Source organism: Kribbella sp. NPDC050241 (assembly GCF_044459685.1).
Classification (GTDB): domain Bacteria; phylum Actinomycetota; class Actinomycetes; order Propionibacteriales; family Kribbellaceae; genus Kribbella.
Map to the genome: position 1 here is coordinate 1615527 of NZ_JBITJE010000001.1, position 13049 is coordinate 1628575.

The window sequence follows — 13049 nt, forward strand, 5'->3', positions numbered from 1 at the left end:
CAGTCAACTCGCGTCAGTGACTGGAGGCTCGACCTGCTTGGCGGGCTGGTTCTCCGGGAAGTGGCAGGCGGTCTGGTGACCGGGAGCCAGCTGCAGCAGCGGCGGCTCCTCCGTCTTGCAGATCTCCTGGGCCTTCCAGCACCGGGTATGGAAGCGGCACGCGGGCGGCGGGTTGATCGGGCTCGGCACGTCGCCCTGCAGGCGGATGCGCTCTTGCTTGGCCTTCCGCTTGGTGTCCGGCACCGGGACCGCCGAGAGCAACGCGACCGTGTACGGGTGCATCGGCTTCTCGTACAGGCTGACCCGGTCGGCGATCTCGACGATCTTGCCCAGGTACATCACCGCGACGCGGTCCGACACGTGCCGTACGACGGACAGGTCGTGGGCGATCATCACGTACGTCAGGTCGAACTCGTTCTGCAGGTCCTCCAGCAGGTTCACGACCTGGGCCTGGATCGACACGTCCAGCGCGGAGACCGGCTCGTCGGCGACGATCAGCTTCGGACGCAACGCCAGGGTGCGGGCGATACCGATGCGCTGCCGCTGACCTCCGGAGAACTCGTGCGGGTAGCGGTTGTAGTGCTCCGGGCTCAGGCCGACCAGTTCGAGCAACTCCTGCACGGCCTTCTTCACGCCGTGCTCTGTCTTGACGTGCTGCAGCCGGTACGGCGCTCCGACGATCTTGCCGACCGTGTGCCGCGGGTTCAGCGAGCCGTACGGGTCCTGGAAGATCATCTGTACGTCGCGCCGCAGCGGCCGCATCTGGCCCTCGCGGAGGTGGCTGATGTCGCGGCCCTCGAGCACGATCCGGCCGGACGTCGGCTCCAGCAGGCGGGTCAGCAGCCGGCCGGTGGTGGTCTTACCGCAGCCGGACTCCCCCACCAGCGAGAACGTCTCGCCGCGAGTGACGCTGAAGGTCAGCCCGTCGACCGCCTGGACGGCGCCGGTCTGGCGCTGCAGCACGCCCTTGCGGATCGGGAAGTGCTTCACCAGGCTGTCGACCGACAGGAGCTCCTCGCCCATCGCCGGTTCGATCACGCCCGGGACGGCGTCGGATTCGGTGTCAGCAGTCGTCACAGTCGTCGTCCCGTTCACAGCTTCGGCTTGATGTCGGTCTCCCACGCCTGCTGGCGGTTCTTCGGGGAGAGATGGCAGGCAACCATGTGGCCGTCGCCGACGTCGAGCAGCTCGGGCCGGTCGGTCTCACTGGCGCCGCCGTTCAGGTGGGCGTAGTTGCAGCGTGGATTGAACGCGCACCCGGTCGGCACATGGATCAGGCTGGGCGGCGTGCCCTTGATCGGGATCAGCCGTTCACTGCGCTCCCGGTCGATCCGCGGCATCGAGCCGAGCAGACCCCAGGTGTACGGGTGCTGCGGCCGGTCGAAGATGTCCTCCGCGGTGCTGTACTCGACCGCGCGGCCGGCGTACATCACCTGGATGTCGTCGGCCAGCTCGGCAACCACGCCGAGGTCGTGGGTGATGATGATGACCGCGGAGTTGAACTCGCGCTGCAGGTCCCGGATCAGGTCCAGGATCTGCGCCTGGACGGTGACGTCGAGGGCCGTGGTCGGCTCGTCCGCGATCAGCAGGTCCGGGTCGCAGGACAGCGCCATCGCGATCATCGCGCGCTGCCGCATACCACCGGAGAACTGGTGCGGATAGGCGTCCACCCGCCGGTCCGGCTGCGGGATGCCGACCCGGTCGAGCATCTCGATCGCGTGCTTGCGCGCGACCGACTTGCTCACCTCGTTGTGCACCCGGTACGCCTCGATGATCTGCTGCCCGACGGTGTAGAACGGGTGCATCGCCGACAGCGGGTCCTGGAAGATCATCGCCATCCGCTTGCCGCGCAGCAGCCGGACCTCTTCGCGGCTCGACGAGACCAGGTCCTGGCCGTCGAGGAAGATCTCGCCGCTGATCTCGGCCACACCCGGCGGGTGCAGGCCCATGATCGACAGGCTGGTCACGCTCTTGCCGGAGCCGGACTCCCCCACGATGCCGAGCGTCTTGCCCCGCTCGAGCTTGAACGAGATCCCGTCCACCGACTTCACCAGACCGTCGTCGGTCGGGAACTGCACCCTGAGATCGCGGACGTCGAGGAACGCCTCGCCGCGGGGAATCCGCTGGACGGTGTCCTGCGGCGGAGTCTGGTCCTGGGGCTCGGTCACGTCTTGGGGCTCGGTCACGAGATCCGCACTCTCGGGTCGACGACGGCGTACAGGAGATCGACGATCAGGTTCGCCAGCACGATGAAGAAGGCGGCGACCAGAGTCACGCCGAGCACCTTGGGCAGGTCGTTCGCCCGCAGCGCGATCACGGCGTACTGACCGATCCCGGGCAGCGAGAACGTCGTCTCGGTGAGGATCGCGCCGCCCATCAGCAGACCCAGGTCGAGACCGAAGATGGTCAGGATCGGGGTCAGCGCCGAGCGCAGGCCGTGCCTCATCACCACCGTGCGTTCGGTCAGGCCCTTGGCCCGGGCGGTGCGGACGTAGTCCTCGTTCATCGTCTCGAGCATGCCGGCCCGGGTGAGGCGTGCGTACGCCGCGGCGTAGAGGAAGGCCAGCGTGACCCAGGGAAGGATCAGGTCGTAGGCCCACCAGATCGGATTGGTTTCGTCCATCGGATTGGTGCCGCCCTGGGCGGTCCAGCCGAGGCCGTAACTGAAGATCGACAACGCCAGCAGACCGGTGAAGAAGATCGGCAGCGAGACACCGGCCAGCGCCACCGACATGAATGATCGGTCCAAGGCAGACCCGCGTCTGAGTGCCGAGATGACGCCGGTACCGACACCGGTGACCAGCCAGATGAACGCGGCACCGCCCGCCAGCGAGGCGGTCACCGGTATTCGCGCGACCAGGTCCGGCCAGACCGGTTGCGAGGTCAGGAACGAGTAGCCGAAGCACGGTGCCGGGCAGTGCTCGATCCCCGCGCCGTAGTCGTAGTCCGATCCGACCATCAGGCCCTTCACGAAGCGCCCGTACTGGACATAGAGAGGGTCGGTGAAGCCGAGTCGCACCGCCGTGTCGTGGATCTGTGCCTCACCCGCGCTCTTGCCGACGTAGCGCGAGGCCAGGTCGTCGGCGGTCGCACCGCCGAGCTTGGGTACCAGGAAGAAGATCCCGAACGTGACGGCCGTGACGATGAAGAGCAGGATCACTGCTCCGATCACCCGGCGGACCAGATATGCGAACACCGTGCTCGGCGTGGTGACCGGTGATCATCGCTGATCACCGGCCACCGTCAGCCTTCACCTACCTCTGCTGGCGAAATGATGGTTGGTCAGGGCTATCGACGACTACTTCAGACCGATCGCGGCGTAGTCGTACATGCTCTGACCGTCGTTGGAGAACACGTTGGCCAGGGTGTCCGGGCGGTACAGCAGGCCCTTGGCCCAGATTCCCGGCAGCGCAGCCGCCTGCTCCATGACCTTCTTGTCGACGTCAACCCAGATCTGGTTGCGCGCCGCCTCGTCGGTGGTGGACAGCGCCTTGTCGATCAGCTGGTCGACCTCGGGGATCTTGATCCCGAGGTTGGAGTTACCACCAGTCGGCTTGATCACCCGGCTGTCGACGATCTGGCTCAGGAAGCCGAAGCCGTCGCTCCAGTCCGCACCCCAGCTGTAGACGATCAGGCCGAGCTTGTTGTTCTTCGCGAAGTCCGGCTTGCCCGCGTACAGCTTGGTGTAGTCACCGGTCGGGTAGGGCTTGGTGCTCAGGGTGATGCCGGCCCGCTTCAGCGACTGCTGCAGCGTCTCGGCGACAGCCTTCTCCTTGGGCCGGTCGGCCCGGTAGGTGATGTTGGTGGCGAAGCCGTTCGGCTGACCGCACTGCTTCAGCTCGTCCTTCGCCTTGTCGACGTTGCCGTTCTTGTCGGTCAAGAAGCCGTAGTCGTCGAACTTCTGCGCACCGGTGACGAGCGGCGGCATCAGGTTCGTCGCGATGTCACCACCGATCGGACCACCGTACGCACGCTGGTAGCCCTCGTGGTCGGCGGCGTACAGGACCGCCTTGCGGCAGTGCAGGTTGTCCAGCGGCGGGACGTCGCTGTTCAGCACGGTGAAGTTGAGTCGCGGCGCCGGCACGTTGTCGGTGTGCGCCTTCAGCTTCGGGTCGGCCAGCACCTTCGCCTGGGTCTCGGCCTGAACACCGGTGCCGGCGATGTCGACGTCGAGGTCACCGGCGATCAGCCGGTTGTCGATGTCGGTGCCGTTCACGTTGAACGCGACCGTGATCTTGTCCGGCAGCGCCTTACGCCCGGAGTCCGGGTCGGTCGAGGCGTCGTACTGATCGTTGCGGATCAGTGCCATGCCCTTGTTCGCGTCGTAGCTCTCGAACTTGTACGGGCCGGTCGCGATCGGGTGTTCCTTGTACTTCGCGCCGGTGTCCTTGGCCTGCGGCACCGGAGCCGTCGACGGGAGCTGGGCGAAGTAGTCGAAGCCGGCGAACGGTTTCTTCAGGTGGAAGACGATGGTCTGGTCGTCCGGCGTCTCGATCGCCTTGGCCACACCGGCCAGCGACTTGTCCTTGTAGACGCTGTAGTTCGCCGGGACGTCCAGCAGGAAGTCGTTGAAGTACGTCGGGCCGCTCGGCAGCGTCGCCTTGTCCAGCGAGCGCGCGACCCCGTACTTCACGTCCTTCGAGGTGACCTCGGTGCCGTCCTCGAACTTCACGCCCTTGCGGATCTTGTAGGTCCACGTCTTGGCGTCGTCGCTCGGCACACCGGGAGCCTCGGCGAGGTCCGGGACCGGCTTGGCGCCCTCGGCGCCCGGAGCGGCCTTGAACGTCATCAGCGGCCGGACGTAGTTCCGAACCAGGTTCCAGGACAGGCCGTAGTAGGTGTCACCGGGGTCTGTGGAGTCCCACAGCTCGGTGATCGCCATCCGCAGCGTGCCGCCCTTCTTGTCGCTCGGGCTGAACACCTTGTTGACAGCCGCATTGGCCTCCGGGGTAGCGGCGCCTTCGCTGCTGGTCCCTCCTCCGGGCGTCGCCTTGGGTCCCCCGCAAGCCACCAGGCTCAAGGCGACGGCCGCACTGACGGCGGTTGCCGTCCTGATGCGATTCCATCTCATCTCTTGTTGCACCCCTTTTTTCGTGAGAGCTGTGACATCCGTGGGCTCCCTGGTTGGAGAGAAGTCCTATCGCGACCGCGGGTCCAGCGCGTCGCGCAATCCGTCGCCGAACAGGTTGAAGGCGAGCACAGTCAGGAAGATCGCCAGACCGGGCGGGACCATGTACATCGGGTCGACCTGGTACCAGTTCGCGGCGATCGACAGCATGTCGCCCCAGCTGGCCGTCGGCGGGCGGATCCCGACACCCAGGTACGACAGGCCGGCCTCGAAGAGCACGTTGGTCGGGATCAGCAGCGTCGCGTAGACCAGGATCGGGGCGATCAGGTTCGGCAGCAGCTCGGTGAACAGGATGTACGGACGCCGGGCACCGAGGCTCCGGGCGGCGTCGACGAACTCCCGCTCCCGCAGCGACAGTGTCTGCCCGCGGATGATCCGGCCGATGTAGGGCCAACTGAAGAAGCCGATGATGAAGACGACCAGCGCCACCCGCAGCGCGTCACCCTGGATGCCGAGCAGCTTGTCCGGGAGGGCACCGACCAGCGCGAGCGCGAACAGCAACAGCGGGAAGGCGAGGAAGATGTCCATGATCCGGCTGAGCAGCGAGTCGATCCAGCCGCCGAAGTACCCCGCGACGACGCCCACCACGACGCCGATCACGACCGACACCATCGTGGCCAGGAACGCGATCAGCAATGAGATCCGGGCGCCGTAGACGATCCGGGCGAAGATGTCGCGGCCGTTCACCGGCTCGATCCCGAGCGGGTGGTCCGCGCTGATCCCGCCCCACTTGCCGATCGGGGTCTGCAGTGACGGGTCGACGAGATCCTGGTGGAAGTCGTTCGGGGTGACGCCGAGGAGCTTGCACAACAACGGGGCGAAGATCGCGACCAGGACCAGGAAGACCACGAAGGCGCCACCGGCGAGCGCGACCTTGTCGCGCTTCAGCCGCATCCAGGAGATCTGCCACAGAGAGCGACCCTCGATCTTGCCGGCGCCCTTGAGGATGGCCTCAGGCTGCGCTGCCGATGCTCCCGGCTCGACCTCGAGTGGCGTGCTCACGCGATGGGTTCCCCTGCCTCGATGTTCGATGGAACCGGGACGAATCCGGTATGGCTGCCGCCTTAACCTGCCGCCATTACAGGCTGGAGTCAAACGCGGAAAGTGCTGCGTTGCCCGATCGTGACCGTCAGGAAATCGTCCCGTATCGTGGACATTCCGCAGTAAACCACGGCGCCGTACCCACGGTCGCCGGAGCCTTGCGAACCGTTACTGTCATGGCATCTTTGTGTCACGCGGCGGTGATTACTTGCGGAGACCGGACAGGTACAGGAACGACAGCGAATTGAGCGCCGCGGGCACATTCTCGATGTCCTTGCCGGCCGCCACCGTGAACCGGCCCTGCCACGCCGGGACCGCCGGAACCTCCTGGGCCAGCACTCCCTGTAGCTGACCGATCAGGTCGTCGCGTTCCAGCCCGTTCTGCTCGGTCGTCTCCTGCTGCAGCAGCTTGGCCGCCGCCGAGGACCGGTAGCCGTTCTGGAACACGCCACCGGTCCGGACGAACGGCGCGAGGTAGTCGTCGGCATCCGGGGACTCCGGGATCCAGCTCCCGTAGTAGAGGTCGTACGCACCCGCGCGGGCCAGCGTCTGGTACTCCGGCCAGTCCGCGTTCCGCAGCGTCACCCGGAACAGCCCGGACGCGTCGAGCTGGCGCTTCAGCTCGAGCACCTCCGCCTTCGCGGTCGTGCCGTACTGCACCGGCGTCCACCCCACTGTCAGCGGCACCGGTACGGCGATGCCCGCCTCCTTGAGGATCGCGGCCGCGGCGACCTTGTTCGGCTGCTTGTACTCCGTCTTGAACGCGTCCACCTGCCCGCCGAACCCGGGCGGCACCAGTGAGAACAGCGGCGTGACGTGGTCGCCGTACACCTTCTTCACCAGCGTCTGCCGGTCGAGCAGCTGCGCGAAGGCACGGCGTACTGCGAGCTTGCGCGACGTCAGCGACTTCATCTGGAACGAGTAGAACTGGATCGCCGCGGAGTCGGACTCGACCAGCTGGACCCGGTCCGACGTCCGCAGCTTGTCCAGCAGGTTCGGCCCGAACCCATGGAACGCAAGGTCCGTCTTGCCCGTCGTCATCGCCTGGTACAGCGCGGTCGAGTCCTTCACGAACGTGATCTCGGCGCCGTCGTTCTGCGGCCCGCGCGGACCGCGGTACCCGTCGAAGCGGGCCAGCATGATCCGCTCCCCCGGCCGGTACGCCGTCAGCTGGTACGGGCCGCTGCCCATCGCCTTGGTGTCGAGCAGCTTGTTCGCCGGGTAGTACTCCTCGTCCACGATCGACCCGGCCGTCGTGGTCAGCAGGTACGGCAGCCGCGCATCCGGGGTCTTCAGGTGGAACACCGCGGTGAGGTCGTCCGGCGTACTGACCGAGGTCAGCGAGGAGAACAGCGGGGCCGGGCCGTTCGGGGTCTTCAGCTTCAGCATCCGCTCGAAGCTGAACTTCACGTCCGACGAGGTCAGTTTGTGCCCGTTCGGGAACTTCAGCCCTTCCTTCAGGCTGCAGGTGTACGTCGTCGGCGAGTCGAACTGGCAGTCGGCTGCGTCCGGAACCGGGGTCGGTTTGCCCGGCATGATCGTGAGCAGCGTCTGGTACAGGTTCGCCTGGACGGTCCGCGAACCCACGCCGTACGGACCGGCCGGGTCGAGCGAGGTGACCTGGTCCGTGGTCGCGAGCCGGAGCACCATCGCCTTCGGCGTCGGCTCACCCGGATGCGGCGCGTTGTCGTCCGGCTCACCACACGCCACCAACGACACGCTCAGCACACCCACCGCGGCCGTCACCGCACCCCGGCGCCACCACTCGGTCAACATCTCACCCTTCCCCAGCCCGCTACCCGAACAACGCCCCCGAGGGCACCAAGTGACGGTAACCCGTCAACGGAGCAGGTCGCGCAGGGCCTCCGGTGTGAGCGGCTCGAGCGAACGCACCACCAGCCGTCGCGGCGCGTCCGGAATCGTCACCCACTGCGGTACGGCGACCACGTACGCGCCGGCCGCCGTACCGGACTCGGTACCCGTGTTCGAGTCCTCGATCACCACGCACCGGGCCGGGTCGACGCCCAGCTTGCGGGCCGCGGTCAGGTACGGCTCCGGGTGCGGCTTGCCGTGCGTCACCTCGTCGCCGGCCACGATCACGTCGAACGGGTCGGGCGGCAGATGGCCGAGCACCGCGTCGATCATCACCCGGTACGACGCCGACACCAGCGCGCACGGGATGTCCTCCTTGCGCAGTGCCCGGAGCAGCTCGACCGCGCCCGGCTGGAAGCTGACCTCCTTGCGGAGCTCGTCCACCACCCGGCCGAACATCTGCTCGGCCAGCTCCTCGGCGGTGATCACACCGGCCGGGACCCGCGCCATCCAGACCTCGACCGCGTCCCGCAGGTCACTGCCGATGAGGGTCAGGCAGTCCTGCTCGGTCCAGGTCACCCCGAGCTCGGCGAGGAACCGGATCTGCACCTCGGCCCAGGTCTTCTCGGAGTCGACCAAGGTTCCGTCCATGTCCCAGAGCACCGCTTGGAGGGATTGTTCCGGGTGCAAGTGCAGCTCCTTCGTCAGGCCTGGCGCGATCGGTTCGCGGAACCATTTTCCTTGGTCCACCCCGACCGGCCGCCGCCGGGTCCGGGCCAAGGACGGCGACACGTTCCGCTGGGCGTGAAACCCGGCACGCCCGTCGGCGCGACCACGTAGGCTGGCAGTCCGGATTCCGGCGACCCCGCCGGATGGCACACAGACGACAGGGGGCCTGCGAGTGGTTGACCTCGCGAACCTGAGGGACCCGGTCGTGATCGCCGCGTTCGAGGGCTGGAACGACGCGGCCGAGGCGGCCACCGGCGCGGTCGACCACCTGATCGACGAGTGGGACGCGGAGCTCGTCACCGCGATCGACCCCGAGGACTACTACGACTTCCAGGTGAACCGCCCGATGGTCGGCTTCGACGAGGACGGCGGGCGGCAGCTGACCTGGCCGACCACCCGGGTGTACGTCGCCCGGCCCGAGGACACCGACCGCGACGTGCTGCTGATCCGCGGCATCGAGCCGAACATGCGCTGGCGCGGCTTCTGCCAGGAGCTGCTCGAGGTCGTCGACGAGTCGAACGCCCAGCTCGTGGTGGTGCTCGGCGCACTGCTCGCGGACTCCCCGCACACCCGGCCGATCCCGGTCTCGGCGACCTCGTCCGACCCCGAGCTGTCTGCTTCGTGGAGCCTCGAGCCGTCGACGTACGAGGGCCCGACCGGGATCACCGGCGTCTTCGCCGACGTCTGCAGCACGCTCGGCGCGCCGTCGGTGTCGATCTGGTCCGCGATCCCCCACTACATCGCCAGTACGCCGTGCCCGAAGGCATCCCTCGCGCTGCTGACCAAGATCGAGGCGCTGCTGGACCTGCAGATCCCGGAAGGCGATCTGCCCGAGCTGGCCCGCGCCTGGCAGCGCGGCGCCGACGAACTCAGCGAGGAAGACCCGGAGGTCGCGGAGTACGTGCACTCGCTCGAGGAGCAGCGCGACACAGCGGACCTGCCCGAGGCCACCGGCGACGCGATCGCCGCCGAGTTCGAGCGCTACCTACGACGGCGGAACAAGAACCACCCGAGCGATTAGGTCGTGTCGGGATTGCCGGACACGGCCTACAGCTCCTGGGCGGCCGTGGTGATGACGTCGTCCAGGACCGCGCGGGACGTGGCCAGGTCGGCGATCATGCGGTCGATGCGGTCGCGCTCGGCGGTCAGGTCGGTGACGAGTTGCGGGGTGGCTCGTTCGTTCGGGCCGCCGTCCGGGTCGCGCATGCACGGGAGCAGCTCAGCGATCTTCTTGCTGTGCAGGCCGGCCGCGAACAGCTCCTGGATCAGGATCACCCGGTCGACGGCGCGATCGGCGTACTCGCGCTGTCCGCCGGGACTCCGCTCCGACACCAGCAGTCCCTGCTGCTCGTAGTACCGCAGCGACCGCTCGCTCACCCCGGTCCGCCGGGCCAGCTCACCGATCCGCATCGCCGATCCTTCCGCGGGACTTGAACTTGACACTGATGTCAGATTCTACCGTGCCGGTATGACACTCGAACTCTTCGACTACAGCCCCATCACCGAGCGCCCCAAGCTCACCTGGCCGGACGGCAAGAAGGTCGCCTTCTACGTCGGCCTGAACGTCGAGCACTTCCTCGTCGACCGGCCGTCCACCAGCATCTGGCCACTCGACGTGATCCCGGACCCGCTCAACTACGGCTGGCGCGACTACGGCGCCCGGGTCGGCATCTGGCGCGTCATCGACATCTTGGACAAGCACGGCCTCCGCGCCAGCACGTTGCTCAACTCGATGGTTGCCGAGCACAACCCGCAGATCGTCACGGCCGGGGTCGAGCGCGACTGGGCGTGGCTCGCCCACGGCAGCACGAACTCGATCCTGCACACCGCCCTGGAGCCGGACGAGGAGCGCAAGGTCCTGACCGAGATCGTCGAGACGATCGAGAACGCCACCGGGACCCGGCCGAAGGGCTGGATGGGCCCCGCTCTCACCCAGACGTTCAAGACGCCCGAACTACTCGCCGAACTCGGCCTGCAGTACGTGCTCGACTGGACCAACGACGACCAGCCCTACCGGCTGAACGTCCCCGGCATGCTCAGCGTCCCGTACACCCTCGGGCTGAACGACCTCGGCCTGTTCCTCCGCGGTACGTCCGGGCCCGAGTTTCTCCAGATGGTCAAGGACCAGTACGACGTACTCCGGGCCGACTCCGAGCACACCGGCCGGGTGATGGCGCTCGCGCTGCACCCGTTCGTGATCGGTCAGCCGTTCCTGGCGAAGTACCTCGACCTCGCGCTCGAGTACATTGCCTCGCAGAGCGACGTCTGGCTGACCACGAGTGACGAGATCGCGGCGCACTATGTGACGGCCTGATCACGGGGAGCGGGTTATGGGCGAGGGGAAGGGCGGGAGCTCGGCTCCGGCCTTGCCCCCGACGCCGGTCAAGACCCACCAGCCGGGACGGGCTGACCGCTACACCTACAGCTTGACGCCGAGCAAGGCGTCGATCGCCAGAGCCACCAGTGCGGGGGCCTCGGGGTCGTCGCCGTTGGTCTCGGCCCAGGTGTCGATCGCGGACAGCGCGGCGACGCTGTCCAGGTCGTTCGTCAGCGCGGCCCGTACGGCGTCGACCGCGGCCGCACCGTCGGGACCCGAACCCCGGCTGACCGCACCGCGCCAGACGTCCAACCGCTCCTGCGCATCGAGCAGCACCGACTCGGTCCAGAACCACTCGGTGCGGTAGTGGTGTGCGAGCAGCGCCAGCCGGATCGCCATCGGGTCCGACCCGGCCTGCCGCTCCTTCGAGACCAGCACCAGGTTGCCCTTGGACTTCGACATCTTCTCGCCGTCCAGGCCGACCATCGCCTGATGCACGTACGCGCGGGCGAACGGGTGCTCGCCGGTCGCGACCTGCGCGCCGCTGGCCGACATCTCGTGATGCGGGAAGATCAGGTCTGTCCCGCCGCCCTGGACGTCGAACGACATCCCGAGGTACTCCAGTGCGATCGCCGAGCACTCGACGTGCCAGCCGGGTCGGCCGCGGCCGACGGGCGAATCCCAGGCCGGCTCCCCCGGGCGCTCGTGACGCCACAGCAGGCTGTCCAGCGGGTCCCGCTTGCCCTCACGCTCCGGGTCGCCGCCGCGCTCGGCGAACAGCTCCGTCATCGTCTGGCGGTCGTACCCGGACACGCCGCCGAACGCCGCGTCCGCCTTCACCGCGAAGTACAGGTCGCCGTCGACCGCGTAGACCGCGCCGGCCCGGCGCAGCTCGTCGACCGCGTTCGCCACCAGGTCGACCGACTCGACCACGCCGATGTAGTGCTGCGGCGGGATCACCCGCAGCGAGGTCATGTCGTCGCGGAACAGCTGGATCTCGCGGTGCGCCAGATCGGTCCAGTCGATCCCGGTCTCGGCCGCCCGCTCGAGCAGCGGGTCGTCGACGTCGGTGATGTTCTGCGTGTAGCGGACGTCGTACCCGGCGTCGCGCCACATCCGGTTGATCAGGTCGAACGTCACGTACGTCGCCGCATGGCCCATGTGCGTGGCGTCGTACGGCGTGATGCCGCACACATACATCCGGGCGGTGCCGCCGTCGGCCGGTGGTACCTCGACCAGTCCGCCCGAGGCGGTGTCGTGGAGCCGCAGCCGCCGGGCCGGACCCGGGACGACCGGGATGTCTGGAGTTGTCCACGCCTGCATGTCCTGGAGCTTATGCCAGCCCGATTTCAGTGCCGCGACACGGTTCCACTCTCCGGTCGCCTCCCACCCGAAGATTCATCCGGGCCGGGTGACGTTGCACGGTCGTTCGGCGCACACGATGGGTTTGCGACGGCGACGCTCGCCGCGCGTTCCGGGCGCGCGTTCGGTTCGATCGACGGCAAATCGACGGCAAGGAGTGCACCATGACCGCCTTTACGGTGTGGAAGTTCGATGGTCCGGACGGCGCCGGGCACGCCGAATCCGTTCTCAAGGGCTGCGAGCGGGACGGACTGGTGAAGATCCTCGATCACGCGATCATCTCGTGGCCGAAGGACGATGCGCATCCGACCACCAAGCAGGGGCATGAAGACACCTGGCGCGGGACCGGCTGGGGGGCATTGTGGGGCGTCCTCCTCGGTGCCCTCTTCTTCGTGCCGCTGATCGGTGGCGTCGCCGGGGCCGCGATCGGCGCGATCAGCAAGTCGACCCAGGATGCCGGCATCACCAAGGAGCAGCTGCAGAAGATCCGCACCGAGGTGACGCCGGGAACCTCGGCCCTGTTCGCGGTCACCGAGCAGGGCGATCTCGACCGGGTGGGCGAACGGTTCCATGGCATGCACAGCAAGCTCATCGACACGAATCTGACCGATGCCGAGCGTCAGGTGCTGCTGGAAACCTTCGGCGGCCGCTGACGCCGTA

12 protein-coding genes are annotated in these 13049 nt (G+C 67.6%); 3 read left to right on the forward strand and 9 right to left on the reverse strand.

What is annotated here, in order from left to right; translation table 11 throughout:
* Positions 1 to 3 precede the first annotated feature (3 nt).
* The 7 genes from ACIBG5_RS07625 to ACIBG5_RS07655 form a co-directional block, all read right to left on the reverse strand.
* Complete coding sequence (locus tag ACIBG5_RS07625) at positions 4 to 1023, reverse strand: ABC transporter ATP-binding protein (protein ID WP_396390772.1); 1020 nt, start codon at positions 1021 to 1023, stop codon at positions 4 to 6.
* Positions 1024 to 1091: 68 nt separating this feature from the next.
* Entirely contained in the window at positions 1092 to 2120 is a 1029-nt protein-coding gene (locus ACIBG5_RS07630) for an ABC transporter ATP-binding protein (RefSeq protein ID WP_396390773.1), read from the reverse strand.
* A 62-nt stretch (positions 2121 to 2182) separates the two neighbouring features.
* Positions 2183 to 3196 (reverse strand): ABC transporter permease, encoded by a 1014-nt coding sequence (locus ACIBG5_RS07635; RefSeq protein ID WP_396390708.1) that lies wholly within the window; start codon positions 3194 to 3196, stop codon positions 2183 to 2185.
* 102 nt (positions 3197 to 3298) lie between these two features.
* Positions 3299 to 5071, reverse strand: a complete 1773-nt coding sequence (locus tag ACIBG5_RS07640; RefSeq protein ID WP_396390709.1) for an ABC transporter substrate-binding protein — start codon at positions 5069 to 5071, stop codon at positions 3299 to 3301.
* Between the two features lie 66 nt (positions 5072 to 5137).
* Positions 5138 to 6130: an ABC transporter permease gene (locus ACIBG5_RS07645; protein WP_396390711.1), complete on the reverse strand. Its 993-nt coding sequence runs from the start codon at positions 6128 to 6130 to the stop codon at positions 5138 to 5140.
* Between the two features lie 243 nt (positions 6131 to 6373).
* Positions 6374 to 7945, reverse strand: coding sequence for an ABC transporter substrate-binding protein (locus ACIBG5_RS07650; protein ID WP_396390712.1), 1572 nt, complete (start codon positions 7943 to 7945; stop codon positions 6374 to 6376).
* 63 nt (positions 7946 to 8008) lie between these two features.
* Positions 8009 to 8644: an HAD family hydrolase gene (locus tag ACIBG5_RS07655; protein WP_396390774.1), complete on the reverse strand. Its 636-nt coding sequence runs from the start codon at positions 8642 to 8644 to the stop codon at positions 8009 to 8011.
* Positions 8645 to 8882: 238 nt separating this feature from the next.
* On the opposite strand from ACIBG5_RS07655, the gene ACIBG5_RS07660 reads away from it, so the two are divergent.
* On the forward strand, positions 8883 to 9731 hold the full coding sequence (locus ACIBG5_RS07660; protein ID WP_396390713.1) for a PAC2 family protein: 849 nt from the start codon (positions 8883 to 8885) through the stop codon (positions 9729 to 9731).
* Positions 9732 to 9757: 26 nt separating this feature from the next.
* Here the strand turns inward: ACIBG5_RS07660 and ACIBG5_RS07665 are convergent, their stop codons facing one another.
* Positions 9758 to 10120 (reverse strand): MerR family transcriptional regulator, encoded by a 363-nt coding sequence (locus ACIBG5_RS07665; RefSeq protein ID WP_396390714.1) that lies wholly within the window; start codon positions 10118 to 10120, stop codon positions 9758 to 9760.
* A 58-nt stretch (positions 10121 to 10178) separates the two neighbouring features.
* On the opposite strand from ACIBG5_RS07665, the gene ACIBG5_RS07670 reads away from it, so the two are divergent.
* The gene (locus tag ACIBG5_RS07670; protein ID WP_396390715.1) at positions 10179 to 11024 is read left to right on the forward strand and encodes a polysaccharide deacetylase family protein; all 846 of its coding nucleotides are present in this window, start codon (positions 10179 to 10181) and stop codon (positions 11022 to 11024) included.
* Between the two features lie 105 nt (positions 11025 to 11129).
* Here ACIBG5_RS07670 and mshC read toward each other — a convergent pair whose 3' ends face one another.
* Positions 11130 to 12350, reverse strand: coding sequence for a cysteine--1-D-myo-inosityl 2-amino-2-deoxy-alpha-D-glucopyranoside ligase (gene mshC / locus ACIBG5_RS07675; RefSeq protein WP_396390716.1), 1221 nt, complete (start codon positions 12348 to 12350; stop codon positions 11130 to 11132).
* Positions 12351 to 12553: 203 nt separating this feature from the next.
* On the opposite strand from mshC, the gene ACIBG5_RS07680 reads away from it, so the two are divergent.
* Entirely contained in the window at positions 12554 to 13042 is a 489-nt protein-coding gene (locus ACIBG5_RS07680; RefSeq protein WP_396390717.1) for a DUF1269 domain-containing protein, read from the forward strand.
* The last annotated feature ends 7 nt before the right edge of the window (positions 13043 to 13049 follow it).